Genomic DNA, 25,656 nt, shown 5'->3' with positions numbered 1-25,656 from the left:
AATCATTCTCAATTAAATAAAAATGGAGTTTTCTCATGAAAAAGATTGGTTTGTTTGTTCTACTATTACTTTTCAGCTTATTGTCATTAGTGATAGGGGTGAAGGACATTGCACTTTCTCAGTTGTTTCAATTAGATGCGCAGCAACAATTTGTTTTATTTACCACCCGTGTTCCCCGCACGTTGAGTTTAATCATTGCTGGTAGTACGATGAGTATTTCTGGATTGATTATGCAGCAACTCACACAAAATAAATTTGTCGCTCCTAGTGTCGCTGGAACAACCGATAGTGCAAGGTTGGGTATTTTAGTTGCAATGTTATTTTTCCCAACAGCTCCGTTTCTCTATCGAACGGCAATTGCTTTTATTTTTGCGCTAAGCGGGACCTTATTATTCTTAGCGCTCATTCGATTATTACCAAGTAAGAATCAAGTAATGGTCCCTTTGGTGGGCGTGATGTTTGGTAACATTCTAGGCTCAATTGCCACATTTTTTGCCTATCAATACCAATTGGTTCAAAATATGTCTGCTTGGTTACAAGGAAATTTTTCCACAGTTATGAAAGGGAATTATGAATGGTTATTTTTAATGATTCCTTTGTGGTTTGTTATTTATTTATTTGCTTATCATTTCACTGTCGTTGGTATGGGTGAAGCATTTGCAAATAGTCTTGGCGTCCATTACCAGCGAATTCAGTTTTTAGGTTTGACGCTGGTTGCTTTAGCAAGTGCCATCGTTTTATTGATGGTGGGGAATATTCCGTTTTTAGGGGTTGTGATTCCCAATCTCGTGTCTTTACGTTATGGCGATCATATGAAAAATACCTTGTGGTTAACTGGGATTTGCGGGAGTTTGTTCTTGTTAATCTGTGATATTTTAGCACGAGTATTGATTGCCCCTTATGAAATTCCTGTCAGCGTGGTTGTCGGAACATTAGGGAGCATTTTGTTCATTTTATTATTACTAAGGGGGCGCAAACGATGAAACGGCCTTTAAAAAAATGGCTTTCATTACTTTTGCTTTTAGCTGCCGTAGTAATTGTGAGTCTTTGTTATTTAACTTATAACACGTATGGCAATTGGTCCTTTGCTTTGGCGTTACGAGGGAAAAAGTTATTGGCTTTTATTTTTGTCGGAATCGCTGCGGCTTTTTCAACTATTAGTTTTCAAACAGTCACGCAAAATCATTTCCTAACGCCAAACATTTTAGGGATGGATTCCTTGTATGTCTTTGTGCAGACGGTGTTATTTTTTCTTTTAGGAGGCGCACAAGCGTTAGGTCAAGTAAGTCTTGGCTCGTTTTTGATGAACGTCTTTTTAATGGTGTTTTTAAGTACTAGTTTATCGTATTTTCTATTACGCAAAAATCAATCCGATTTATTTTTATTATTGATGATTGGCATGATTTTAGGTACTTTTTTCAGTAGTATCAGTACGTTTTTACAAGTGATTATGGATCCTAACGAATACGACTTACTCCAAGGAAAGTTGTTTGCCAGTTTCGGTAACGTCAATAGTCAGTATCTCGTTTTCGTTGGTGTGGCGGTACTCATGATTTGTGGGATACTTTGGCGGGAAAGTTATCGTTTAGACGTTTTACATTTAGGGAACCATCAAGCCCAGAATTTGGGGATTGCTGTGAATCAGTTTCAATTAGTGTTGTTGTGTTTGATCAGTAGTCTGGTCGGCTTATCAACAGCATTAGTGGGACCGATTACATTTTTAGGTTTTATCGTGGCCAATATGAGTTATCAATTCATGAAAACCTATCGCCACCGAGAACTGTTTGTGGCAGGGAGTTTAATAGCAGTCTTTTTACTGGTGTTTGGTCAATTGATGGTTGAACAGGTCTTTCATTTGAATACCCCGCTCAGTGTGGTGATTCAATTTGTTGGGGGCGTTTATTTTATATGGAAAATTATTGCAGAAAGGAAGCAACGCACATGATCCAGATGAGTGATGTATCAAAAAAATATGGCGATAAATTTGTCGTTTCAGACATTGATTTACCTATTTCTGAAGGCAAATTAACGGCCTTTATTGGGCCGAATGGCGCTGGGAAAAGCACGCTGCTAGCCATGATGAGTCGCTTAATTCCCAAAGATACCGGGGAAATTTATCTGGACAAGCAAGAAGTAAAAACCTGGAAGCAATCGGCTTTTTCACAAAAAATTGCCCTTTTAAAACAAGCCAACGGTGTACAACTTAAATTAACTGTGCGAGAACTGGTCAATTTTGGCCGCTTTCCTTATTCCAAAGGTCGCTTAAAAAGCGCTGACCATGAAAAAGTAACAGAAGCACTGGAACAATTGGGCTTAACTGAAATGGCGGAAGAATACATTGATACCCTTTCTGGAGGGCAATTACAACGGGCGTATATTGCCATGATTTTAGCCCAAGATACCGATTATATTTTATTGGATGAGCCCTTAAATAACCTCGACATGAATTATGCGGTTCAAATGATGCAGATTCTTAAACGCTTAGTGGATGAACTAGGAAAAACAATTCTGATTGTTCTACATGATATTAATTTTGCCGCAAGCTATGCAGATGAAATTGTCGCCATGAAAGGCGGAAAGCTCTATGCGCATGGCGCAACAGAGGAAGTTATTCAAACAAGTATTTTAAATGATCTTTATGAAATGAATATCCGGATTTGTGAAATTGAAGGAAAACGCTTTTGTCTTTATCACTAAATCGGACAATTTAAAAATAACGTTTTTGGAGGAAAAGAATGAAAAAGAAATTTTTAGCAATGATGGCAGTTTCAATGATGGGACTGTTAATGTTAAGTGCTTGTCAAACAAATAAAAAAACAGCAGATTCTGCAACAACAGAAACAGCAGCTAAAACGGAAGTCACAGTCAAAGACACCAATGGTCAATTAACCGTTCCCAAAAATCCTAAGAAAGTCGTTGTTTTTGATAATGGTTCCTTGGATACAATGGATGCACTAGGTGTTGGTGACCGCGTGGTAGGTGCGCCAACCAAAAATATTCCTGCGTATTTGGAAAAATACCAAAAAGTTGAATCAGCAGGCGGCATTAAAGAACCAGATTTAGAAAAAATCAATCAACTAAAACCAGACTTAATTATTATTTCTGGTCGTCAACAAGATTATCAAGAACAATTAAAAGCCATTGCGCCAACCATTTACTTAGCTGTAGATGCCAAAAATCCTTGGGCATCAACGAAACAAAATATTGAAACGTTAGGCACTATTTTTGGTAAAGAAGAGGTAGCTAAAGAAAAAATAACCGGCTTAGAAAAAGAAATTGCTGACGTGAAAAAACAAGCAGAAGCTAGCGCGAATAATGCGCTTGTTGTGTTAGTTAACGAAGGACAACTTTCCGCTTACGGAAAAGGCTCTCGTTTCGGTTTAATTCATGATACATTTGGCTTCAAAGCAGCAGACGATAAGATTGAAGCTTCCACTCATGGGCAAAGTGTTTCTTACGAATATGTTTTAGAAAAAAATCCTGGGATTCTCTTTGTGGTAGATCGCACCAAAGCAATTGGTGGCGACGATTCAAAAGATAACGTCGCTGCAAACGAATTGATTCAAAAAACCGATGCTGGTAAAAATGATAAAGTCATTATGCTTCAACCAGATGTTTGGTATCTAAGCGGTGGTGGATTAGAATCAATGCATTTGATGATAGAAGATGTTAAAAAAGGATTAGAGTAAAATTGTTTTAGAAAAGAGGGATTGAAACCTCTTTTCTTTTTTTAATGAAAAACAAAAAAGTTTTAAATTAAAAATGTGGTTGACGGCCTCGAAAATGTTTGCTAAACTATCCGTAAATCAGTATGATTGATGAAACAAATAAAAGAACAAAATGTGATGAGAAGGAAAGTACTTTTTAAAATAGCTTGCAGAGAGCCTCGTTTGGTGAGAAGAGGTAGTGACGTTAAAGGGGAAAATGGCCTTTGAACAGGTTGGTTGAAGCCGTTCGCTTAAACCAATTCAGGTGCGCCTGTTATAGCGCTACAGTATGATTGTACTGGAAACGAGCGGATCTTTTTTAGCGAAGAGATCAACAAAGGTGGTACCGCGATTGCATAAGCATTCGTCCTTTTTAGGACGAATGCTTTTTTTATTTGTTTAAAAAATATGAGGGGGCAACAACATGAAATTGGGGAAAAAAGTAGTAGGTTTGATTGCAACAGGGTTTCTTTTAGCCGCATGTGGCGGAACCAAAGAAGCGGCAGAGAAAGTAGATTCGGGAAATTTAGCAGCTGAACAAAAAATCAGTATTAGTTCACCTGCACCAATCTCAACATTGGATACAACACAAACAACAGATAAAAATACCTTTACAATGGCACAACATTTATTTGAAGGCCTTTATCGTTTTGATGATGATAGTGCCACGGTGCCAGCTCTAGCTAAAGATGTCAAGATTAGTGACGATGGGCGCAAGTACCACTTTACCTTGCGGGAGGGGATTAAGTGGAGCAACGGCGAGCCAATCACGGCCCAAGATTTTGTTTATTCTTGGAAAAAACTGGTGACACCAGCGACGATTGGACCGAATGCCTATTTACTAGATAGTGTTAAAAATAGTTTTGAAATACGCAACGGTGAAAAGTCAGTCGATGAATTAGGGATTTCAGCCCCTAATGACAAAGAATTCATTGTTGAATTAAAACAGGCCCAACCTTCCTTCTTAGCAGTCGTTTCGATTGCTTGGTTAGCGCCACAAAATCAAAAATTTGTCGAAGCGCAAGGTAAAGATTATGCCTTGGATAGTGAACATTTACTTTATAGCGGGCCATTTACGCTAGCCAATTGGGATGCGACTTCAGATACTTGGACATTGAAAAAAAATCCAGAATACTATGATGCGGATCAAGTGAAACTGGAAGAAGTTGCGGTTAGCACAATCAAAGAAGATAATACTGGGATTAACTTATATCAAGCGAATGAACTAGACTTAGTTCGCATTAACGGACAATATGTTCAACAATATCAAGATGATCCAGGCTATGTCAGTCATCCAGATGTGGCCAACTACTTCTTAGATTTCAACAAAAAAGAAGGAACGCCATTAGCGAATGTTCATTTACGAAAAGCGATTGGCCAAGCAATTGATAAAGAAGCCTTAACACAAAGTGTCTTAAACGATGGGTCAAAGCCGCTTAACGGATTGATTCCAAGTAAACTTTATGCGAATCCAGAAACAGATGAAGATTTCCGAGCTTACAGTGGCGAATATTTGAAAAATGACGTCAAAAAAGCTCAAGCTGAATGGACGAAAGCCCAAGCGGATGTCGGTAAAAAAGTGAAACTTTCATTGCTGGCGGCAGATACAGATCAAGGAAAACGAATTGCTGAATATGTTCAAAGTCAGTTGCAAGAAAATCTGCCAGGTTTAGAAATTACCATTTCATCGCAACCAAGTAATAATGTGAACCAATCGCGACGTGAAAAAAATTATGAGTTGTCTCTTTCAGGATGGATTGCCGGCAGTAGTGAATTAGACTCTTACTTTAACTTATATGCAGGAGAATCAAGTTACAATTATGGCAATTATCATAATGCCAAATACGACCAACTGGTAGAAGATGCACGAACGATTAATGCCAATAATCCAGAGAAACAGTTTGCAGAATACAAAGAAGCGGAAGACATCTTGTTGAACCAAGATGCTGCCCAAGTACCGCTGTATCAAAGTGCCTCAAATTATCTAATCAATCCTAAATTGAAAGGCATTAGTTATCACTTGTATGGGGATTATTTCCACTTGCGCAATGCTTATTTAACAGAATGATTCAGGAAGAAGGAGTAAAAAATGGAAAAATTAGTCGAACGATTTTTAACTTACGTGAAAGTTAACACCCGTTCAGATGCCAATAGTCAAACCACACCGACGACGGTCGGTCAAGTGGTTTTAGCCAAAATGATTGAAACAGAACTTCATGAATTAGGCTTGGCCGATGTGCATTATAACGAACAAAACGGCTTTTTAACGGCACGGTTGCCGGGTAACCAACCTGCAGCGAAGAGTATTGGGTTGATTGCACATCTGGATACGGCGGATTTTTCAGCAGAAAATATCCGTCCCAAAGTCATCACTAATTATGATGGCCAAGATGTCCTCTTGAATCAAGAACAAGGCATCGTTTTATCGGTTGCTGAATTTCCCAATTTAAAAGAGTATCAAGGGGAAACGTTGATTACTACAGACGGAACCACACTTTTAGGAGCAGATGACAAAGCGGGAATTGTCGAGATATTAGCTGCTGTTGAGTATTTTTTGGCACATCCAGAAGTAGCGCGGGGCGATGTTTGGCTCGCCTTCGGTCCAGATGAAGAGATTGGACGCGGGGCCGATCAATTTGATGCGCCGAACTTCCCAGTCGCTTTTGCGTATACGATTGACAGTGGCCGCGTGGGGCATTTCGAGTATGAAACGTTTAACGCTGCTCAAGCTGTGATAACAATTGAGGGAACCAGTGTCCATCCGGGAACGGCCTATGGTTCGTTAGTAAATGCCATTAAATTAGGCGAACAACTTGATCAATCACTGCCGCAAAAGGAAGTACCAGAACAAACACGTGGAAATGAAGGATTTTATTTACTCAATAAATTTACAGGAAGTATTGAAAAAGCAGAACTTGTCTATATCATTCGGGATCATGATCAAGAAAACTTTCAAGCGAGAAAGCAATTTTTGGAAAAACAAGTCCAACGTTTAAATGCGCTGGCGGATAAACCCAGACTAACAATTACTTTCCAAGACCAATACTATAATATGAAGGAAATTATCGAAAAAGATTGGACCCCTGTAGAATTGGCCGTCCAAGCAATGGAAAGTTGTGACATTGAACCAATCATCACACCATTTCGTGGCGGGACAGATGGTTCTAAGATTTCTTTCATGGGCATTCCCACGCCTAATCTATTTACAGGAGGCGAGAATTTTCACGGGCAATATGAATTTATTACCGTTGAATCAATGGCCAAAGCTGTTCAAACGATCATTGCCATCATTCGCTTAAACGCTAATTAAAGAAACACGCGAGGGAAATGCCGATTTTCCTTGCGTGTTTCGCTGTTTTTCGGTAAAGTATGTAGAAAAGTAGGGAGTTTTGCTCATGGATTATCTATTGACTTTTGCAGAAAATCAACGAATTGAAACCGAACGCTTGATTTTAAGACCTGTCACATTAGCCGATGCAGAAGATATGTACGAATATGCTTCAGATGAGGAAACGGTCCGCTATGTGTTTTTGAAAAACCAAACAATCGCTGAAACACGACAAAACATTGCTAAATATTTTATGGGGGAACCTTTAGGAAAATATGGGATTGAAGTGAAAGAAACGGGCAAAATGATTGGCACGATTGATTTGCGGGTCAATGAAACCAATAATATTGGAGAATTAGGCTATGTCTTGAACCGTGCCTTTTGGGGCAATGGCTACATGCCTGAAGCCGCGACGGCGTTAGTTGAACTGGGTTTTGCAAAAATGAAACTCATGAGAATCTTTGCTTTACATGATCAAGACAATCCAGCTTCTGGTCGTGTCATGGGGAAAATTGGTTTTACCTACGAAGGAACACTGCCCAATGCCCGAATTAGTAAAGGGAAAATTGTCACAGAGGTTTATCGTGGGATGACACTGGAAACATGGCAAAATCGACAAAAATAGAAGCGTAAGACAAGTTGAGAGAGGAATTAGAGAAATGTTGATGTTTACAGAAAAAGAATTCGCAGCCTTTGAAGTTGCTGGATTAGATGAACGAATGGCGGTTATCCGTGCGCAAATTCAACCGATTTTTCAAGAATTAGACACGTATTTTGCCGAACAACTAGCGCCTGAACTAGGAACGGAGTTGTTTGTCCATATTGCGCAACATCGCCGTCGCACCGTGTATCCACCAGAAAATACTTGGTCCGCACTCAGTCCGAATAAGCGCGGCTATAAAATGCAGCCGCATTTTCAATTAGGCATTTGGGGCGACTATGTGTTTATGTGGTTGTCATTTATTGATAATCCTAAAAATGAAAAGCAGATTGCGCAAGCCTTTTTAGAGAATCAGCAATTATTCCAAGCATTACCAGAAGATACGTATGTTTCTTTGGATCACACGGTTCCTCAAATTACTCCGCTACCAGACACGGATTTAGAAAAAGCCTTAACTCGTTTTAGAGATGTAAAAAAAGGTGAGTTTGAAATTGGGCGCATCATTCCCAAAGATAGTGCTTTGTGGCAAAACCCTGAAAAAGCACGAGCTTATATGTTGGCAACCTATCAACAACTCCTGCCATTGTACCAATTAGCTGTTGCCCAATAAGAGAAACAGACAGCATTTTGTGTTTTAGTGTTATTTTATCGAATTATCTAATCGTCAAAAATGAGAAAAGCTCACAATGTTAGTATCGAAAACTAACATTGTGAGCTTTTCTGAGGTTTGGTTAGCAAAAATTTAAGAAATTAAAGGCGATTTCTAAAGGATAAACGTGTTTCGACAATCATTTTCAAAGGATAATTTTAAATAACAAAGCACGAAACGCTTGTTATATAAGGGTTTTGTGGGAAATAGGGTTGTCAAATGGAAAATAATGGTGTTTTGGAAAGCTTTTTCTTTGTTATTATAGAGATATGAAAAAAGGTGGTTTGAGCAGTAATTGTAGAGAAACTCAAATCTGTTGTTGAATTAAAAGGAGGTTTTTAAATGAAAAAAAAGCGTTATTTAATGATTGTGTTCCTACTATTTTCCCCTAGTTTTTTTATAAATGTTGAAGCGTCTGAACGTGGTTCTAGTTCGGTGGGGATTGAATTTTACAAAAAGGCACCCCCGAAAGAAGAGCCCTCACCGAAAACAGATCAACCAGGGGCAAGTCCCAAGGGGAAAGGACCAGGACAGACGAGCACTAATCAAGGTATGGCAGGTGGTCAAGGCGCCATTACCACTGGCAATAAACAGCTACCGCGCACAGGGAGTAAGCGGCAGGCAAATCTTAGCATACTTGGCTTCATCGTACTTGGCCTTGTCGGAATGGTACATAGAAAGAAGGGACGACATGAAGCAAAATAAATGGCAACGTCTTGCAGCTATTGGCTTATGTGGTTCTTTGCTAGTGAATGCCTTTTCGGGCGTGACGGCAGTTGCGGAAACCGTCACGATTGAAAGTAGTCCGACCGCTGAAAGTAGCGTCAAGGAAGAAACGCAAGCAAGTAGTGAAACGCAAGAAACAACGACTGAAACAAGTCGAGAAGAAGTAACAAAGGAAATAGAGAAACAAGCAGAAGTGGCGGTAGAAAAGAAGGAAGCACCGCTAGTGAAAGAAGCTGAGCAAGAAAAAGCAGAAGCTCAGCAGGAGGTACAACTCACACCGCAACTCCCAGTACAAATCCAGAATCGAGCGATTGGGGTTAAGGCAGGAAATTTGTCGGACGTATATCAAGAATATATAAATTATCGAGATAAGTTTGTTATTAACTCCCAAAGTACTACATTAGTTATGCCTGCAACTAGAATTGGAATAAATTTAAAAGACTTAGATGATACGCCAGTTAATATCTCTGATTTTAACCTCTCAGTATCAACAGTTGGGTTATCATATTTTCAAACAGGTACTACAATGTCTCAACCTACAGTAACTTCTGGATTTACAGATATAGCTACTGTTGAGAAAACAGCTACAAGTATTGATATTATAATACCTTCACAAAGTATGTGGGCGGCAGCATATCCTACATATAGGCAAACAATATTATACTTTAATTTGAAAGATATATTATTAAATGTACCGAAATATATAGACTCAGTAGAAATGCCTACTGGTCCAAATATTGCACAAATTCATGTAAGAAGTAAAATTCTTAATATAACTCCCAATATAGTAAAAAAAGATAAAGAAAAATACAAAATTAGTACGGAAGAAGCAGAAAAGAGTCCTGCAGAACCTGCTTATCCACTAATTAGCATTATGATTGGTAGTCAGGATACACAACAAGGGTATTTTCGTGCACAGTTTCCTACAGAGGATATCCAGTTAACGGTGGTACATAAAAAAGTCACCGAAAACTTCGTTGATGCCACAGGCGCCAAAATCACACCGCCAACTGGTTTCACGCAAGGACAACAAACAAGTATTACGAGCAATGACTTCACATACACCAGTGCCAAAGCCTTGCCAGATACGTACAAGGCAGGCGGCAAGACCTACAAATTCAAAGGCTGGTACAAAGGTACCGACCAAACAGCCCTGAAAACAACGAAAACACCAAGTTATGCCGTGACTTACGATGACCAAGACGACATGACAGCGGTCTACGAGGATTTAGGTGAGACGACAACTTTACCAGCACAAACGTTTAAATTTAGTTTTGTTGATGAGCAAGGAAATTTAGTCAATCCAAGTGGAATTTCTTTAAAAGGGAATCTCCAAGAATATGTTTCAGATGAAACACCAAAAATTATCGGGGAAATTATTGGTAAAGATAATGGGATGGTAAAAGAATACACGATTCCTGAGAAAGTATTCTATGGCGTGACTGATACGCGTTTCAGTTTTTATGGAGCGAAAAGATCAATATTTACGCTTCCAAAATACTATAAATCGTTGACGAAAAACCCAGGAACGTATTATTCTAAAACAGCCAAAGTTTATCCAGCGGCTAGTATTCGCAGAAAGAATTTTATTACCGGTGTTTTAGAGACTGAGATACCTAATGATTTGACCTATCGAGATTTATTCACTATGGCAGATCCTACCCAGTTCTCATTGGCGGAAGCACGATATAATGTTAGTCCAACGAATACAACATTTACCGCTTTAGGGATGGCATTTATGAGACCAGCGGAGGGGATTGTAGTGATTTCTAAAGATGATAGTCCCATCTATTATTATCTAGAAAACCGCCGTGTCACCGAAAACTTCGTTGATGCCACAGGTGCTAAAATCACGCCACCAACAGGCTTTACCCAAGGCAACAAAGTAGTGATTGATAGTGAGAACTTCACCTACACCAGTGCCAAAGCCTTGCCAGATACCTACACAGTAGGGGACAAAAATTACAAGTTCAAAGGCTGGTACAAAGGCACTGATCAAACCAAAATGAAAACGACGAAAACACCAAGTTATGCCGTCACTTACGATGACAAGGATGACATGACGGCAGTCTATGAAGAAGTCCAAGAAATCACTGTTCACCCAGGATTCTACGCAGAGTTTGTCGATGAACAAGGTCAAGCGTTCACGAATCCACTTACGCTTTCTGGAAACTATACAGAATTTTTCAGAAAAACCGCCACTAGTCCCTTTGAAGCAACAGGTTCGCTTTACCCAATGGTGGGAAGTAAAGAGGCGACCGTTGCTAATCGCTATAAAGTAGAAACCAAGCAAAACGTCTTGATTCCTAATGATTATGAACTTTTTTCTGATCTACCAACAGGTGTTTTAAATAAAGGTTTTGCGTTGAACAACTTTGATATTACGAATGAATTGAAGTATGTTGACAAAGTGGAAGCAACAACGAAAACCATTACGTTGTACGACTACGAGACCATTAGTGACATTGGCACCAACCTTCTATCAGATTCAGCAACGACTAGTTTTACTAGTTTTGAAACAGTGTTTAACAGAGAGACGAACAATACTTTTTCTGTTAAGGCAAGGTGGGGCCAATCAGGACTAACAAGAGATGTCCTTCCTAGTCTATTATTTCTAACTAGTGCAAATTCCAAACCAAGATTATTTGGTTTTGATGGAACTAGCGACTACAAGCAAACGATAAACTATAAAGTCACACGAAAACAAGTCACCGAAAACTTTGTTGATGCCACTGGTGCTAAAATTACGCCACCGACAGGTTTCACGCAAGGGAAACAAACACCAATGACAAGTAACAGCTTCACCTACACCAGTGCCAAAGCCTTGCCAGCCACCTACACAGTAGGGGACAAAAACTACAAGTTCAAAGGTTGGTACAAAGGTACTGATAAAACTGCGTTGAAAACTACGAAAACGCCAAGTTATGCCGTAACTTACGATGATAAAGATGACATGACGGCAGTCTATGAGGAAGTCCAAGCAACGGCAGAAATGACCGTTAGTCGGTTACTAGAAGTTGTCTCCAATGAAGCTTCTATGATTTGGACAGTTAGGCTAAAAAACACTAGTGAAGTTCCATTGACCAACGTTAAACTAGCACCAACGGCCAAATGGGCGGCAGGTATTTCGGCGCCGACCCAATTAGCTGTTCGCCTTGGTAATACGCCAAATAAAATTATTCCAGTGACGGCAGAACAATGGCGCACAGGAGTTAACTTGGGTGTGGAAATTCCGGTGAATGGTGAAGCTTTAGTGACAGTGAACACAGCGAAAATCACTGGGGAACCAAGACAACTTTTAACCGCAGAAATGACAGCAAGTGGGAATTTTTTCCCAGTGACAGCTAGTAACTTTGTACGTATTCAAGGCGAAGATCAAACGATTGAGCCAACACCAGCAGAAGAAGGCTTCATTAGTACGCCGACGTTTGACTTTGGAAAAATTATGATTAGCGGTAGTACTAAGCAGTACGGCCTGAAAAAAGCAGCTGATTATTATGGGAATGGCACACGTAATCCGTATTTGCGGATAAAGAAAAGCCAACCCAATTGGCAGTTGACAGCACAATTATCACAGCTAAAAGCGTCTGCCGATAGTTTGCCAACTAGTACGCGCTTATTATTAGGCAATGCAGACGTTGCAACAATCGAAAACTATAATCAAGTCACAGAATTAACGAATAAAGTTGGAATTACGGAGCCGTTAGCTTTGACGAGTGACGGCACATCTACACCAGTAATTCTTAATAACCAATTTACAGGTAATGATGTCTATCAATTAGATTTTGATTTTGCCAATGTGAAATTAGAAGTCCCTGCCAATCAAGGGAAAATAAATGAGAAATATCAAGGAACGGTGACGTGGAACTTAGTCACTGGACCTTAAAAAAATAGTAAACCGCCCTCAAAAAGTTAGACTTTTTGAGGGCGGTTTATTATTTTTATGGAAAGCCAATTTTATCTAACGGATAATAACGAAAAGTCAAAACACCTTCCACGCTCGCTTGTTTAACAAAGCCAAAGTAACGACTGTCATCTGAGCGTGGGCGATTATCCCCCAAGACAAAATACATGCCTTCTGGAACGGTCAGGGATTGGGTGGCTTCTAAGGTCTCTAACGTAAAATCTTGGGTATAATTTTCATTTTTAGAGACATTTCGTTTAGCACTTGCTAAGTAATCTTCACTAAGTGATACACCGTTAATATAAAGGGTATCATCGCGATACTCGACTGTTTCGCCAGGTAAACCAATTAAACGTTTGGCTACTCGTTGGCCGTTGCGAGGACTAGGGAAAGCGATAATATCAAAGCGCTGAGGCTTTTTAATCGAGGTCACCCATAAACGGTCGTTGTTATGAAGTGTTGGTTCCATTGAAGAGCCGTTCACCGCAGCAGGGGAGAAAACATAGTGTCGAATTAGCAAGACAGCGACGACTAACAAAACCAACTGAACCAATCGTTTTAATAATGAGGACATGGACTTCACTCCTTTGTCCTTTTAGTGTACTACAGACAAGGAAAAGAAAAAAGTTTTCCCCTTAAGAAAGGTGTGCTAAAAAACGTTTCATAAAGCGTTGGCGAATTAAAATACCAACATAAGCAGCTGCGACAGCCTTGATGATACCAGGAATAATAAACGGAGCAAACCCGCCCGCGAAAGCATTTGGCCACGGTAGATTTGCGGAATATTTCAACCAAATCATACCGAAAACTAAGGTAACTAAGGCACCGGCAATATTTGCGATAATGGCCCAAGTATAGTTAAAGGTTGTTTTTTCTAAAATATAACCAGTTAATAAGCCGTTAAAGATAAAGCCGATTAAATAGCCGCCAGTTGGTCCAAAGAGTACACCGAACCCGCTAGACATCCCAGCGTAAACGGGTAAACCAATTAATCCTAATAAGAAGTAAATTAAAATAGCGTAGGTCCCTGTTCGTTTGCCCAAAACGGTAGCGGTTAAGCCGATGGCGAACGTTTGTCCAGTCAAGGGGACAATCCCCAATGGAATTGTAAATTGTGAAAGTACAGCAATAATCACAGCGAATTCTGCTGCTAAAATTAAAGAGCGTAACGATGCTTTATTCATAAGAAGCCTCACTTTCTATTGTTAACCAATTATTTTTGTTTGGTTAACAATAGTTTAGCGGAAGTAAACAATTTTGTAAAGAGGACAAAGAAAAAAACCTTGCCAAGAAAGGCAAGGTTTTGAAAGAAGGTAAGAACCGAAGTTCGACCTTTTGAAATCTTAAAGTTTTTGGTTGTAGTATTCAACGACAAGTGCTTCGTCGATTTCTGGGTAAAGTTCATCACGTTCTGGTAAACGAGTGAAGCTACCTTCTAATTTTTCAGTGTCAAAGCTTACGAATGCTGGACGTCCAACAGTTGCTTCAACCGCTTCTTTAATTGTTGAGATGTTTTGAGATTTTTCACGAACACCGATCACTTGACCAACTTCAACGTGGTATGATGGAATATCAACACGTTTTCCGTCTACAGTGATATGGCCATGGTTAACTAATTGACGTGCTTGACGACGAGTAGTTGCAAGACCTAAACGGTAAACAACGTTATCTAAGCGTTGTTCTAGTAAAACCATGAAGTTAACACCGTGTTTACCTTCTTTGATTTTGCTTGCTTTAATGAACAACGTACGGAATTGACGTTCGTTCATGCCATACATATGACGTAATTTTTGTTTTTCAGTTAATTGCATTCCGTATTCAGAAACTTTACCACGGCTGTTAGGTCCGTGTTGTCCTGGTTTGTAAGGGCGACGAGCTAGTTCTTTACCAGTACCTGATAAAGAGATACCTAGACGACGAGATACTTTCCATGATGGTCCAGTATAACGAGACATTAAAAATTCCTCCAATAAATAAATGTTTTTTTGGAGTAAAATAATTAGATGAAAAATTCATATTCGTTCAGTTCATTCTTCAACCTTCGCCTTTGCAGCCGCGGTTACGCAGTTGAACCAAGTTTGGCAATGAACTGTTGACGAGTTATTATTCTTCTGCTGCAATTATTTTACACAAAATCTAGTATACTTAATAGGATAGGAAACGTCAAGGTTTTAAAGTGAAATATGAAAAAAAGGTAGACAAAAACACTTTTCCTCATTAGAATAAGGGGAGATGTTTTGAAAATATAAGTTGAAAACGGAATGAAAGGGAGTTTACAATGAAGTCTGGTTCACCATTGTTTGAACAAATTGATAAATCCATCGACAAGAAAGTGAATTTATTCTCAAACAGCTTTTCCCGCTACGCTGTTCGTGCAATGCTTGCTTGTCTATTTTTAACGTTGGGAACAGCCGTTGCTTTTGCAATCGCAATTAAAGGAGAAGGAATTTCTCATGGTTTAGGGAAAATGCTTTACGCCTTCATGTTCAGTTGGTCACTTGTGATGATTTTATATATGAATGCCGAACTTGGTACCTCGAATATGTTGTACATGACTGTTGGGGTCTATCGTAAAAAAGTCAACTTTTCCTTAGCTGCAAAAATTTTATTTACCTGTATCTTATTCAATTTAATTGGTGGCGTCTTGTTTGGTTTCTTGGTATCACTTACGGTGCCGTTCCAAGATTTGCCAAAAGATAGTTTCTTCTTTACATCGATTGCTGGAAAATTAGAAAAAACCACCCTACAGATTTTAGTTGAAGCTATGTTCGCCAATATTGTAGTTAATACAGCCGTATTAGTGAGTATGCGAATGAAAGATGACGCCGGCAAAGTCGCGGCCATTATTTTCATTATCTTTATCTTTGCGTTCCTTGGTTTTGAACACGTGATTGCCAACTTCCCAGCCTTCAGTTTAGCTTACTTTGCTTCGAACGGCGCAATTGAAGCTTTCACAGCTGGTAATGTTGTTCATAATCTGTTCTGGGCCTTTATCGGTAACTTTATCGGTGGTGGCTTAATTATGGGTCTCGGCTATGCCTGGTTAGATAAAGACAACAAAAACTTAACGTATTTTGATTAATTGACCAACCAACTATACTAAAACATGGTACACTGTTTTAGTATAGTTTTTTTATTATAAGGAGCGAAGGAATGGACACACTTCAATTTCAGAAGAACCCAGAAACAGCAGCAAAAATGTCTGCTTATATGAAACATCAATTTGTTTTTGCAGGCATCCCCGCCCCAGAACGTCAAGCGTTAAGTAAACAACTTTTAAAAGAAAGTCATACGTGGCCAAAGGAAAAATTATGCCAAGAGATTGAGGCTTATTATCAAAAAACAGAACGAGAATATCAGTATGTCGCTATTGATTTAGCCCTTCAAAATGTTCGGAGATTTTCATTAGAAGAGGTCGTAGCGTTTAAAGCCTATGTTCCACAAAAAGCGTGGTGGGATAGTGTGGATGCTTGGCGAAAATTTTTTGGGTCGTGGGTGGCGTTGCATCTGACTGAATTGCCAACGATTTTTGCCCTTTTTTATGGCGCTGAAAATTTCTGGAATCGGCGTGTTGCGCTGAATTTACAGTTGATGTTGAAAGAAAAGACCAATCAGGACCTGTTGAAAAAGGCGATTATTTATGATAGAACTACAGAGGAGTTCTTCATTCAAAAAGCGATTGGCTGGTCATTACGCCAATATAGTAAAACGAATCCGCAATGGATCGAGGAATTGATGAAAGAATTAGTGTTGAGTCCTTTAGCACAACGAGAAGGCAGTAAATATTTAGCGAAAGCGAGCGAATAAGGAGAAATGATGGAAAGAAAACTTTTTGCATTTGATATTGATGGGACGTTGTTAAATTCGGAGAAGAAAGCATTGGATAGCACGAGAGAAGCGCTAGCAAAATTGCGGGAGCAAGGACACTTAGTTACGCTGGCAACTGGCAGAAGTCGTTATATGGCGCAAGAGGTGATTTGGGATTTAGATTTTACCAATTACGTATTATGTAATGGCGCCGCGGCTTTTGTGGATCATGAGCAATATTATCAAAATTTATTGCACGCTGAAGCGTTGGAACGTTTGGCACAAGACAGTGATCAACGCGGCTTAGGATTTGCTTGTGTGGGCTTAGATGATATTAAGAAGAGCAACCAACACCGTGCTGAAAAAATGGAAATTGCGATGAACTCTTTTCATTTTCATTCACCTGCTTATGATGAACACTTTTATCGTCAAAATGATATTTACCAAGCGCTAGCTTTTTATGACGCAGAAGATCAGTGTACGTTTGAAGAAGAATACCCAGAATTTCGCTTTATTCGCTGGCATCAACATAGCGTAGATGTTGTGCCTAAAGATGGCTCAAAATCAGCTACGTTAACGTATTTAGCTAAACGTGTGGGCATTGATGCAAAAAATATCATTGCCTTTGGGGACGGCGAAAATGACCGAGAAATGTTAAGTCATGCAGGAATTGGCGTTGCAATGGGCAACGCGAGTCCTTCCATTCAAAAAGTGGCCACGATGGTCACAGATACAAATGATAATGATGGCATTTGGAAAGCCTTAAAAGAAATGAAGGCCATTTAAAAAAACTGGGCCGTTTGTCTGAAAACAAACGGCCCAGTTTTTTTCTTTATTCGATGACTAAAACGCCCTCTTTTAAAGCAAATGGATTTTCTTTGTTAATATGATCGTAGAACATGATGCCATTAATATGATCAATTTCATGTTGAACCACAATCGCTTCGTAGTTTTTTAAACGAACTTTGTGTTTTTCGCCAGCCATGTCAAAATAACTGACGGTAATTTTGTTATGGCGAACGACATACCCAGGTACATCCCGATCGACAGATAAACAGCCTTCCCCTTCACCTAGACATACATCTTGCACAGAATGGCTCAAAATTTTAGGGTTGTACATCACCGTACTTAATGAAGGCGTTTCGTTTTCTGGGTCGTTACTAGGAACATGGACAGCAATAATTCGTTTAGAAATATCTAATTGTGGTGCAGCTAAACCAACGCCACCACGTAATTGTAATTCTTCAGCTTTGACTGGATCTTGACTATTTTTTAAGAAAGTCAACATGTCTTCACCTAATTGTCGGTCTTCCTCAGTGATAGGGACAGGCACTTCTTCTGCCACAGCACGAAGTGTGGGATTCCCTTCACGAATAATATCTTTCATTGTAATCATTCAATGGTTCCTCCTTTGAAACATAAAAAAATTCTTCTTTTATTTATTCATGCGCTGAAATAATCAGTTGTTTACCACCATTTAGTGTATCACAAAATCACCAAAAAAGGGGCTAGATTGTTTAAAAAAACTATCGAATAATAGAGATTAAGCTTGCATTTTAGCGGTGTTTCCTGTAAAGTAAGCTTGTGTGGAAACACACCATCTATCACTTGGTTTAGCGAGTCACCAACGCTTCACTCAGTGATCAGACGAATAATAGAGAAAGAGGTGGAACAAATGGCAATTTCACAAGAAAGAAAAAACGAAATCATTAAAGAATACGCACGTCATGAAGGAGATACTGGTTCTCCAGAAGTACAAATTGCTGTCTTAACTGAAGACATTAACCAATTGAACGAACATGCGCGTACACACAAAAAAGATCACCATTCTTACCGTGGTTTAATGAAAAAAATCGGTCACCGTCGTAACTTGTTAGCTTACTTACGTAAAACTGACATCCAACGTTACCGCGAATTGATCCAACGTTTAGGATTACGTCGTTAATCATTACGTATAAAGCGAGGTTCAATCAGAATCTCGCTTTTTATCTTATTGTCACTATTGAAGGTCCTCTTTGGAAAGTTTTTAGGAACTACTAACCAAATGAAAGAGCAGCAACGACTTGTTACTTTTTCATTTGTTTAGTAGCCGTCTGACTTTTCCAAAGAGCAAGAGTAAAGGAGAAGAATTATGACAGAAAAACAAGTCTTTAAAACAACTTGGGGCGGCCGCCCACTAGAAGTAGAAATCGGCCAATTAGCCAAACAAGCCAATGGAGCTGTCTTAGTACGTTACGGCGATACGGTCGTTTTAAGTGCTGCTGTTGCCTCTAAAGAAGCAAAAGATGTAGACTTTTTCCCATTAACTGTAAACTATGAAGAAAAAATGTATGCGGTAGGAAAAATTCCTGGCGGCTTCATTAAACGTGAAGGTCGTCCAAGTGAACGTGCGACATTAACCGCTCGTTTAATCGACCGTCCTATTCGTCCAATGTTCTCAGAAGGCTTCCGTAACGAAGTCCAAATTACGAACATCGTTATGAGTGTTGATCAAGATTGTACACCAGAAATGGCTGCAATGTTTGGGTCTTCCTTAGCGTTAGCAATTTCAGATATTCCGTTTGACGGACCAATTGCTGGCGTTGACGTTGGTCGTATTAATGGCGAATATGTCTTAAACCCAACGGTAGAACAAGCAGAACAAACAGATATTGAATTAACTGTTGCTGGAACAAAAGAAGCCATCAACATGGTTGAAAGTGGTGCCAAAGAAGTATCAGAAGAAGATATGTTAGGTGCCTTACTTTTCGGTTTTGATGCCATCAAAGAAATAGTGGCGTTCCAAGAAGAAATCGTTGCCGCTGTAGGTAAACCAAAAATGGACGTGGACTTATTACAAGTGGACGCTGATCTTAAAAAAGAAATTTTTGATGCGTACTACAATACAATGAAAACAGCCGTAATGACGGAAGAAAAATTAGCACGTGAAGTTGAAATTGACAAAGTAAAAGATACAGTCAAAGAAGTTTACGCTGAAAAATTTGCGGAACACGAAGAAGAAGCACAATTACTAAAAGAAGTGAAACAAATTGCGGAAGATCTTGAAAAAGATGTTGTACGTGAGTTAATCACGATCGATAAGATTCGCCCGGATGGCCGTAAATTAGACGAAATTCGTCATTTATCATCAGAAGTAAGTATTTTACCACGTGTGCATGGTTCTGGCTTATTTACTCGGGGTCAAACACAAGCTTTATCCGTTTGTACATTAGCGCCTTTAGGGGAACATCAAATTATCGATGGGTTGGGTGTCCAAGATAGCAAACGTTTCATCCATCATTATAACTTCCCACAATTCTCTGTTGGTTCAACAGGACGCGCGGGCTCACCAGGTCGTCGTGAAATCGGTCACGGTGCGTTAGGTGAACGTGCCTTAGCACAAATTATTCCATCAGAAGAAGACTTCCCTTACACAATCCGCTTAGTAGCAGAAGTGTTAGAATCAAATGGTTCTTCTTCACAAGCAAGTATTTGTGCGGGAACATTAGCATTAATGGATGCGGGTGTGCCAATTAAAGCGCCAGTTGCAGGTATTGCAATGGGTCTTGTTAGTGATGGCGAAAACTACACAATCTTAACAGATATTCAAGGTTTAGAAGACCACCTTGGCGATATGGACTTTAAAGTAGCGGGAACGAAAGACGGAATCACTGCTTTACAAATGGACATCAAAATCCAAGGAATTACAGAACAAATTTTAACGGAAGCATTAGACCAAGCGAAGAAAGCACGGATGGAAATTCTAGAAGAATTAACAACAACGATTGCTGCTCCTCGTGAAGAATTAAGTCAATATGCACCGAAAATTGAAATGATTCAAATTAAACCAGCGAAAATTAAAGATGTCATTGGTAAAGGTGGCGAAACAATCAACAGCATTATTGATGAAACCGGCGTTAAGATTGATATCGATCAAGACGGTAACGTAAGTATTGCTTCATCAGATGCTGAAATGATTAAAAAAGCCATCAAGATTATTGAAGAATTAACCAAAGAAGTTGAAGTCGGTCAAGTTTACTTAGCAAAAGTTGTCCGCATTGAAAAATTTGGTGCGTTTGTTAACCTAATTAAAGGCAAAGATGGCTTGATCCATATTTCTCAATTAGCAAACGAACGTGTGAACAACGTTGAAGATGTCGTGAAATTAGGCGACGAAGTCCTTGTCAAAGTAACTGAAATTGACAAACAAGGCCGTGTCAACGTGTCAAGAAAAGCATTATTAAACGAAGAAAACAAAGAAAAATAATTTCTTTTTAAACCAACGAAAACCAAGGAAGCTTCCTTTCTTTTCGTTGGTTTTTTCGTTGAAAACAAGCCCTAAAAAAGAAATGATAAAAAAAGCTAAAGACGATCGCCAACTCTTTTGTTTATAGTCAATTAGTGGTAAAATTAATACTATCAGTCTGAAGAATATCTGGGGTGTCTTTGTGAAAAAATTTAATCCAAATAAAAATATAATCATTACCTTAATTTTAGTCATTATTTTAGTAACCATTATTAGTTTAACTGCTGCGCAACGTTCTGAAAAAGGCAAAACCAATGTCGTTCAAGGTGGCGTCAATAATAGCGTTAGTATGGTGGATCGTGTAATTTCTTTTCCAGCTCGTGTGGTGGAAAACGGCTTGTCTTCAATGGGCAATTTAATTAACACGTTTAAAGAAAACGAACGTCTAAAAGAAAAAATTGATAGCTATAATGAATTAGCTGTCCAAAACAATAACTATAAACGTGAAATTGATAGTTTAAAACAAGAATTGAATCTGAACGAAACGTTGGCCAACTATGAAAAAGTAACTGCGAATGTCATTACGCGTTCGCCGGATACTTGGCAAGACTTATTAATTATCGATAAAGGAACCAATGACGGCATTGAAGCGGGCATGGCGGTCATGGCGCAAAAAGGGTTAGTGGGGCGTGTCATTGAAGTCAATGCAACGACTGCAAAAGTGGAACTACTAACGTCTAAAAATGTCAACTCGAACCATTTCCCTGTGCGAGTAACTTCCGCAAATGGCGAATCGTTTGGTTTACTTAAAAATTACGACAATAAGACAAATGCATTAATTGTGTCACAATTAACTGGCGATGCCACGCTGAAAGAAGGCGATGTCGTTCAGACTTCTGGCTTAGGGGGTAATTCACCAGCCGATTTAGCGGTAGGAACAGTTATTAAAGTGAAACCAGATAGTTTTGGTTTAGATCGTGAAGTCTATGTGAAACCTTATGCGGATGTCTATGGTATCTCCGTTGTGACGGTCGTGAAAAGATCGGCAGGGGAAAGCGAATGATTCGGAAAGAGTATTTAAAATACGTCACACCTATCCTCTTGTTTTTCTTAATGTTAATTGACGCTCATTTAACAAAGTCTTTTGAAACGTGGACAAGTAATGTTTACTTCGCCAGTTCTCATCTGCTATTACTTGCGTTTATGTTTGCCGTTCCTAATTTTTCTAAACGTTATTTATTAATTACTTCGTTAATTTTAGGCTTTATTTGCGATAGCTACTACATTGGCATTATCGGGATTTATACAGTCGCACTGACGCTTTCGGTTATGTTGATGTATACATTTAAAGAAGTAATTCAAACAAATTTACTAACTGGTTTTTTTGGGATCGTTATTTTTACCACGTTGTATGAACTGATTGCGGTACTGATTCAAGTGGCCTTTCATTTAGCGGATGTCAGCCCAATTTTATTTATTACACGTGTGTTGGGCCCTACATTGCTATTGAACATGGTGTGGTATGTTATTTTATCTTATCCACTGAAAAAACTGTTTTCCGTAAAATAAAAATTGAAAATTTTGTTCGTTTGCGAAAAATGCTCATTTGTTAGCATTTTTCGCTTTTTTTATTTTCTTTAAATAACAAAACAATGAGAAGATTACCCTGGAGCCATGAAGAAAGTTGTGAAAAAAGTGAAGCTTTTTTTTGTCATTTACAAGAAGAAAATTGAAATATTACTGTAACATCCATATTATCTCAGTGACATACAGCTATGCTACAATTGCTCTATCGTTGAAAAAGAGAAATTTATTCAAATTTTAATAAATAATAAAAAAGCTTAACAAAAAAGGATTTTCGGAGGACAACAGATTGAAGAAAAGTGTATTATCGGCTCTAATGGTATGTTCCATTACCTTAACAAGCGTAGCGTTACCATCCGCAGCATTTGCAGATGAATACGATACAAAGATTCAACAACAAGATCAAAAAATTAATGCGTTAACTAGCCAAATGTCAGATGCAGAAGCAAAAGTTGCCGCTATTGAAAATGATATGGTTGAAACGGCCAAACAAATCGATACATTAACAGCTAAAAAGAACAAGCTATCATCAGAAGTATCTAAATTATATAGTGAAATTTCTGATTTGAATGTCCGTATTCAAAAACGTGAAGTACAAATGACAAAACAAGCACGCGATGTCCAAGTGAATGGTCAAAGTGATTCAATTATTGATGCTGTCTTAGATGCAGATTCAGTAGCAGATGCAATTGGTCGCGTTCAAGCGGTCTCAACAATGATGAGCGCCAACAATGAATTACTAGAACAACAAAAAGAAGACAAAGCGACTGTTGAAAAGAAAACAAAGAATGTTGAAAAACAAATTGCTGAATTAGAAGCAGCAACAAAAGAATTAAATGACAAAACAGAATCATTAAAAACATTGAAGATTCAACAAGAAGTGGCTAAAAATGATTTAGAAGCACAACGTTCTGAAGAACAAGGGAAAAAAGACAGCTTCATTAAACAGAAAAAAGAAGCGGAAAAACGTTTAGCAGAAGAACAAGCACGCCAACGTGCAGCTGCTAAAAAAGCAGAAGAACAAGCGGCAGCGCAAGCACAAGCCGCAGCACAAAAAGCGGCAGCAGAGCAAGCGAAAGCAACAAAAGCAGCCAATGAGGCAGCAGCATCAGCCGCTGAAGAAAAAGCCGCAACACTAGTAGTAGAATCATCAACAACTACTGAAAGTACCACAACGCAAGAAACAACAACTTCAAGTACTGAAACAGAAAGTGTTGTAACAACACCTGCAGCAGCACCTGAAAAAGAAAAAGAAGTTCCTGTAACTAACCCAACGACTCCTGAAAAAGGTAATGAAGCAAAACCAGGGAATGTTGGCGTGACTTCAGGAAAACAAGCCGCAATTAATGCAGCTTTAGCAGATGTTGGTAATTCTTATGCAACAGGTTGGAATCAGCCAGGCGAATGTTTAGTATCCGTTCGTCGCTGGTTAGCGGCAGGCGGTATTAACTTCGGTTATGGTGGTCCAAACAGTGGCTATGTTGCTTCTGGCGCAACACAAGTTAGCTGGAGTAACGTACAACCAGGCGATGTTGTTCAATATGAAAGTGCCTATAGTCCAGATAGCTGGATTGGTGGCGTGCATACTGTCTTAGTTACAGGTGTAAGTGGTGGAAGTGTCCAAATCGTTGAAGCGAACAACCCAGGAGGTTCTGGTTATGTTTCTTCTAACTCTAACTGGTCACCAGCACCACCAGCAGGATTCCGCGCTGTTGTATGGCGTTTTCCAGGCTAAATAGTCATCTATTAATAATTGATAACAAGGAGTGGTAACTAACAAAAATCGTTAGTTGCCGCTTTTTTTATTCATTTAATTTTAAATATATGCATAAAATGTATCTGAAAATATTGTAATCTGGCCGTTTTTTTGCAATTATAGAGGTATATACATATTAGGAGCGGAGGAATCAGCATGAGCGGAACGCACGATACAAAACAAGCAATCGCTTCAGCTTTAATAGAATTATGTGAACAAAAGGATTTTCGTAAAATAAGTGTCCAAGATATTACCAAAAAAGTGGGCTTGAATCGTCAAACATTTTATTATCACTTTACAGATAAATATGATTTATTACGTTGGATTTATCGTCACGATGCATTGATTTACTTAGAAACAGATATTTGTTTGGAAAACTGGGAGGAACAAGCCCTGAAGTTATTAAAAGCGATTAAAGAGAAGAGTCATTTTTACTATACAACGGTGACCTCAGATTCAGAAGTTCTTCTTAATGTTTTTTCCGCTTCGACCAATCGCTTATTTATTTCATTATTTGAACAAGTCGATGTTGAGAACCATTTAACAGATAAAGACAAACAATTTTATGCGAATTTCTTTTCCTATGGATGTAGCGGCGTCTTAACGAAATGGATTCTTGAGGAATATCCTCAGACTCCTTTGGAAATGGCGACGCAATTATTCCGTTTAGCGAAAGATACAGAATTTATGGCTTATCATTTGTATGAACAAGAAGCCAATGAGTAATGTGTGAAGGATAAAAAGTTTTATGAAGGAGTGAAACGTTGTGGTAACTGTGTTATTTGTTTGTTTAGGCAATATTTGTCGTTCGCCAATGGCAGAAGCGATTTTTCGTCAGAAAGTCCAACAAGCTGGTTTAGAATCGACTATTCAAGTATTTTCAGCAGCTACTAGTCACTGGGAAGTTGGCAGTCAGCCACATAAGGGAACCAGAAAAATTTTGGAGCAACAAGGAATTTCCTATCAAGGAATGCGGGCGACACAAATTCAGCCAAGTGATTTTAAAAAATATGACTATATCATTGGGATGGATGCGAATAATGTGGCAGATTTAAAAGCATTAGCTCCTCAAGAAGAGCAACGGCGGATTCATTTATTTATGGAAGTTGTGGCTGGTAAAGAAACCATGGACGTACCTGATCCTTATTATACTGGTGATTTTGAGGAAACTTACCGCTTAGTGGAAGCAGGTACCTCAGAATGGTTGAAAAAAATAAAAGCACAGCTGAAAGATTAGGACTATAGTCCGATAGTACTTTCTGTTTCCCCTTGGTACAATAGTGTTAACAAATTGTTCAGGGAAAAAGAG

The 25,656-nt window shown here is 38.9% G+C and carries 24 protein-coding genes and 1 other annotated feature; of the genes, 20 read left to right on the top strand and 4 right to left on the bottom strand.

Going from position 1 to position 25,656, the window contains the following annotated elements; genetic code table 11:
* Nucleotides 1-35 precede the first annotated feature (35 nt).
* The 10 genes from IGL17_RS12030 (at nucleotide 36) to IGL17_RS11985 (ending at nucleotide 12,957) form a co-directional block, all read left to right on the top strand.
* Nucleotides 36-983: an ABC transporter permease gene (locus IGL17_RS12030; RefSeq protein ID WP_002394759.1), complete on the top strand. Its 948-nt coding sequence runs from the start codon at nucleotides 36-38 to the stop codon at nucleotides 981-983.
* On the top strand, nucleotides 980-1,945 hold the full coding sequence (locus IGL17_RS12025) for an iron chelate uptake ABC transporter family permease subunit (protein ID WP_002371665.1): 966 nt from the start codon (nucleotides 980-982) through the stop codon (nucleotides 1,943-1,945). The genes IGL17_RS12030 and IGL17_RS12025 overlap by 4 nt, the downstream gene beginning before the upstream one ends.
* Nucleotides 1,942-2,697 carry an iron ABC transporter ATP-binding protein gene (locus IGL17_RS12020; protein WP_002354962.1) on the top strand — a complete coding sequence of 252 codons (756 nt, stop codon included), beginning with the start codon at nucleotides 1,942-1,944 and terminating at the stop codon, nucleotides 2,695-2,697. The genes IGL17_RS12025 and IGL17_RS12020 overlap by 4 nt, the downstream gene beginning before the upstream one ends.
* Before the next feature lie 38 nt (nucleotides 2,698-2,735).
* Nucleotides 2,736-3,689 carry a siderophore ABC transporter substrate-binding protein gene (locus tag IGL17_RS12015; protein ID WP_002419600.1) on the top strand — a complete coding sequence of 318 codons (954 nt, stop codon included), beginning with the start codon at nucleotides 2,736-2,738 and terminating at the stop codon, nucleotides 3,687-3,689.
* A 147-nt stretch (nucleotides 3,690-3,836) separates the two neighbouring features.
* Nucleotides 3,837-4,082 (top strand) — a binding site (T-box leader).
* Between the two features lie 49 nt (nucleotides 4,083-4,131).
* Nucleotides 4,132-5,775 carry a peptide ABC transporter substrate-binding protein gene (locus IGL17_RS12010; protein WP_002359061.1) on the top strand — a complete coding sequence of 548 codons (1,644 nt, stop codon included), beginning with the start codon at nucleotides 4,132-4,134 and terminating at the stop codon, nucleotides 5,773-5,775.
* 21 nt (nucleotides 5,776-5,796) lie between these two features.
* A complete protein-coding gene (gene pepT / locus IGL17_RS12005) occupies nucleotides 5,797-7,017 on the top strand; it encodes a peptidase T (RefSeq protein ID WP_002408266.1) in 1,221 nt (406 codons plus the stop codon).
* Between the two features lie 85 nt (nucleotides 7,018-7,102).
* On the top strand, nucleotides 7,103-7,660 hold the full coding sequence (locus tag IGL17_RS12000) for a GNAT family N-acetyltransferase (protein WP_016618580.1): 558 nt from the start codon (nucleotides 7,103-7,105) through the stop codon (nucleotides 7,658-7,660).
* Nucleotides 7,661-7,694: 34 nt separating this feature from the next.
* Complete coding sequence (locus tag IGL17_RS11995) at nucleotides 7,695-8,306, top strand: YktB family protein (protein ID WP_010824000.1); 612 nt, start codon at nucleotides 7,695-7,697, stop codon at nucleotides 8,304-8,306.
* Nucleotides 8,307-8,687: 381 nt separating this feature from the next.
* Nucleotides 8,688-9,050, top strand: a complete 363-nt coding sequence (locus tag IGL17_RS11990; RefSeq protein WP_078126730.1) for an LPXTG cell wall anchor domain-containing protein — start codon at nucleotides 8,688-8,690, stop codon at nucleotides 9,048-9,050.
* Nucleotides 9,037-12,957, top strand: coding sequence for a WxL domain-containing protein (locus tag IGL17_RS11985; protein WP_202255389.1), 3,921 nt, complete (start codon nucleotides 9,037-9,039; stop codon nucleotides 12,955-12,957). Before IGL17_RS11990 ends, IGL17_RS11985 begins: the two co-directional genes overlap by 14 nt.
* A 55-nt stretch (nucleotides 12,958-13,012) precedes the next feature.
* Here IGL17_RS11985 and lepB read toward each other — a convergent pair whose 3' ends face one another.
* The 3 genes from lepB to rpsD all read right to left on the bottom strand — a co-directional run bounded on the left by lepB (nucleotide 13,013) and on the right by rpsD (nucleotide 14,930).
* Entirely contained in the window at nucleotides 13,013-13,549 is a 537-nt protein-coding gene (gene lepB / locus IGL17_RS11980) for a signal peptidase I (protein ID WP_002385230.1), read from the bottom strand.
* Between the two features lie 61 nt (nucleotides 13,550-13,610).
* Entirely contained in the window at nucleotides 13,611-14,159 is a 549-nt protein-coding gene (locus IGL17_RS11975; RefSeq protein WP_002354975.1) for a biotin transporter BioY, read from the bottom strand.
* A 159-nt stretch (nucleotides 14,160-14,318) separates the two neighbouring features.
* The gene (gene rpsD, locus IGL17_RS11970; RefSeq protein WP_002365342.1) at nucleotides 14,319-14,930 is read right to left on the bottom strand and encodes a 30S ribosomal protein S4; all 612 of its coding nucleotides are present in this window, start codon (nucleotides 14,928-14,930) and stop codon (nucleotides 14,319-14,321) included.
* A 323-nt stretch (nucleotides 14,931-15,253) separates the two neighbouring features.
* On the opposite strand from rpsD, the gene IGL17_RS11965 reads away from it, so the two are divergent.
* The 3 genes from IGL17_RS11965 to IGL17_RS11955 all read left to right on the top strand — a co-directional run bounded on the left by IGL17_RS11965 (nucleotide 15,254) and on the right by IGL17_RS11955 (nucleotide 17,568).
* Nucleotides 15,254-16,057, top strand: a complete 804-nt coding sequence (locus IGL17_RS11965; protein ID WP_002365340.1) for a formate/nitrite transporter family protein — start codon at nucleotides 15,254-15,256, stop codon at nucleotides 16,055-16,057.
* Between the two features lie 71 nt (nucleotides 16,058-16,128).
* A complete protein-coding gene (locus IGL17_RS11960; protein WP_010707025.1) occupies nucleotides 16,129-16,782 on the top strand; it encodes a DNA alkylation repair protein in 654 nt (217 codons plus the stop codon).
* 9 nt (nucleotides 16,783-16,791) lie between these two features.
* Nucleotides 16,792-17,568 (top strand): HAD family hydrolase, encoded by a 777-nt coding sequence (locus IGL17_RS11955; protein WP_002361040.1) that lies wholly within the window; start codon nucleotides 16,792-16,794, stop codon nucleotides 17,566-17,568.
* A gap of 46 nt (nucleotides 17,569-17,614) precedes the next feature.
* On the opposite strand, the gene def is transcribed toward IGL17_RS11955, so the two are convergent.
* Complete coding sequence (gene def, locus IGL17_RS11950) at nucleotides 17,615-18,178, bottom strand: peptide deformylase (protein WP_002354981.1); 564 nt, start codon at nucleotides 18,176-18,178, stop codon at nucleotides 17,615-17,617.
* 279 nt (nucleotides 18,179-18,457) lie between these two features.
* Here def and rpsO point away from each other — a divergent pair, with 279 nt between their 5' ends.
* From rpsO to IGL17_RS11915, 7 genes are all read left to right on the top strand, one after another.
* Nucleotides 18,458-18,727: a 30S ribosomal protein S15 gene (gene rpsO / locus IGL17_RS11945; protein ID WP_002354983.1), complete on the top strand. Its 270-nt coding sequence runs from the start codon at nucleotides 18,458-18,460 to the stop codon at nucleotides 18,725-18,727.
* A gap of 186 nt (nucleotides 18,728-18,913) precedes the next feature.
* Complete coding sequence (pnp, locus tag IGL17_RS11940) at nucleotides 18,914-21,028, top strand: polyribonucleotide nucleotidyltransferase (RefSeq protein ID WP_016618478.1); 2,115 nt, start codon at nucleotides 18,914-18,916, stop codon at nucleotides 21,026-21,028.
* A 181-nt stretch (nucleotides 21,029-21,209) separates the two neighbouring features.
* Nucleotides 21,210-22,070, top strand: a complete 861-nt coding sequence (gene mreC / locus IGL17_RS11935) for a rod shape-determining protein MreC (protein ID WP_002383273.1) — start codon at nucleotides 21,210-21,212, stop codon at nucleotides 22,068-22,070.
* A complete protein-coding gene (gene mreD, locus IGL17_RS11930) occupies nucleotides 22,067-22,576 on the top strand; it encodes a rod shape-determining protein MreD (RefSeq protein ID WP_002354987.1) in 510 nt (169 codons plus the stop codon). Before mreC ends, mreD begins: the two co-directional genes overlap by 4 nt.
* 331 nt (nucleotides 22,577-22,907) lie before the next feature.
* Nucleotides 22,908-24,326 carry a CHAP domain-containing protein gene (locus IGL17_RS11925; protein ID WP_016618477.1) on the top strand — a complete coding sequence of 473 codons (1,419 nt, stop codon included), beginning with the start codon at nucleotides 22,908-22,910 and terminating at the stop codon, nucleotides 24,324-24,326.
* A 177-nt stretch (nucleotides 24,327-24,503) separates the two neighbouring features.
* The gene (locus tag IGL17_RS11920) at nucleotides 24,504-25,073 is read left to right on the top strand and encodes a TetR/AcrR family transcriptional regulator (protein ID WP_002354991.1); all 570 of its coding nucleotides are present in this window, start codon (nucleotides 24,504-24,506) and stop codon (nucleotides 25,071-25,073) included.
* A gap of 40 nt (nucleotides 25,074-25,113) precedes the next feature.
* Complete coding sequence (locus IGL17_RS11915) at nucleotides 25,114-25,584, top strand: low molecular weight protein-tyrosine-phosphatase (protein ID WP_002378799.1); 471 nt, start codon at nucleotides 25,114-25,116, stop codon at nucleotides 25,582-25,584.
* Nucleotides 25,585-25,656: the final 72 nt, after the last annotated feature.

Source organism: Enterococcus sp. AZ088 (assembly GCF_051714845.1).
In the GTDB taxonomy this organism is placed as follows: Bacteria; Bacillota; Bacilli; order Lactobacillales; family Enterococcaceae; genus Enterococcus; species Enterococcus faecalis.
Note: the sequence above shows the minus strand (reverse complement) of the source record. Positions and strands in the feature narration are given on the sequence as shown.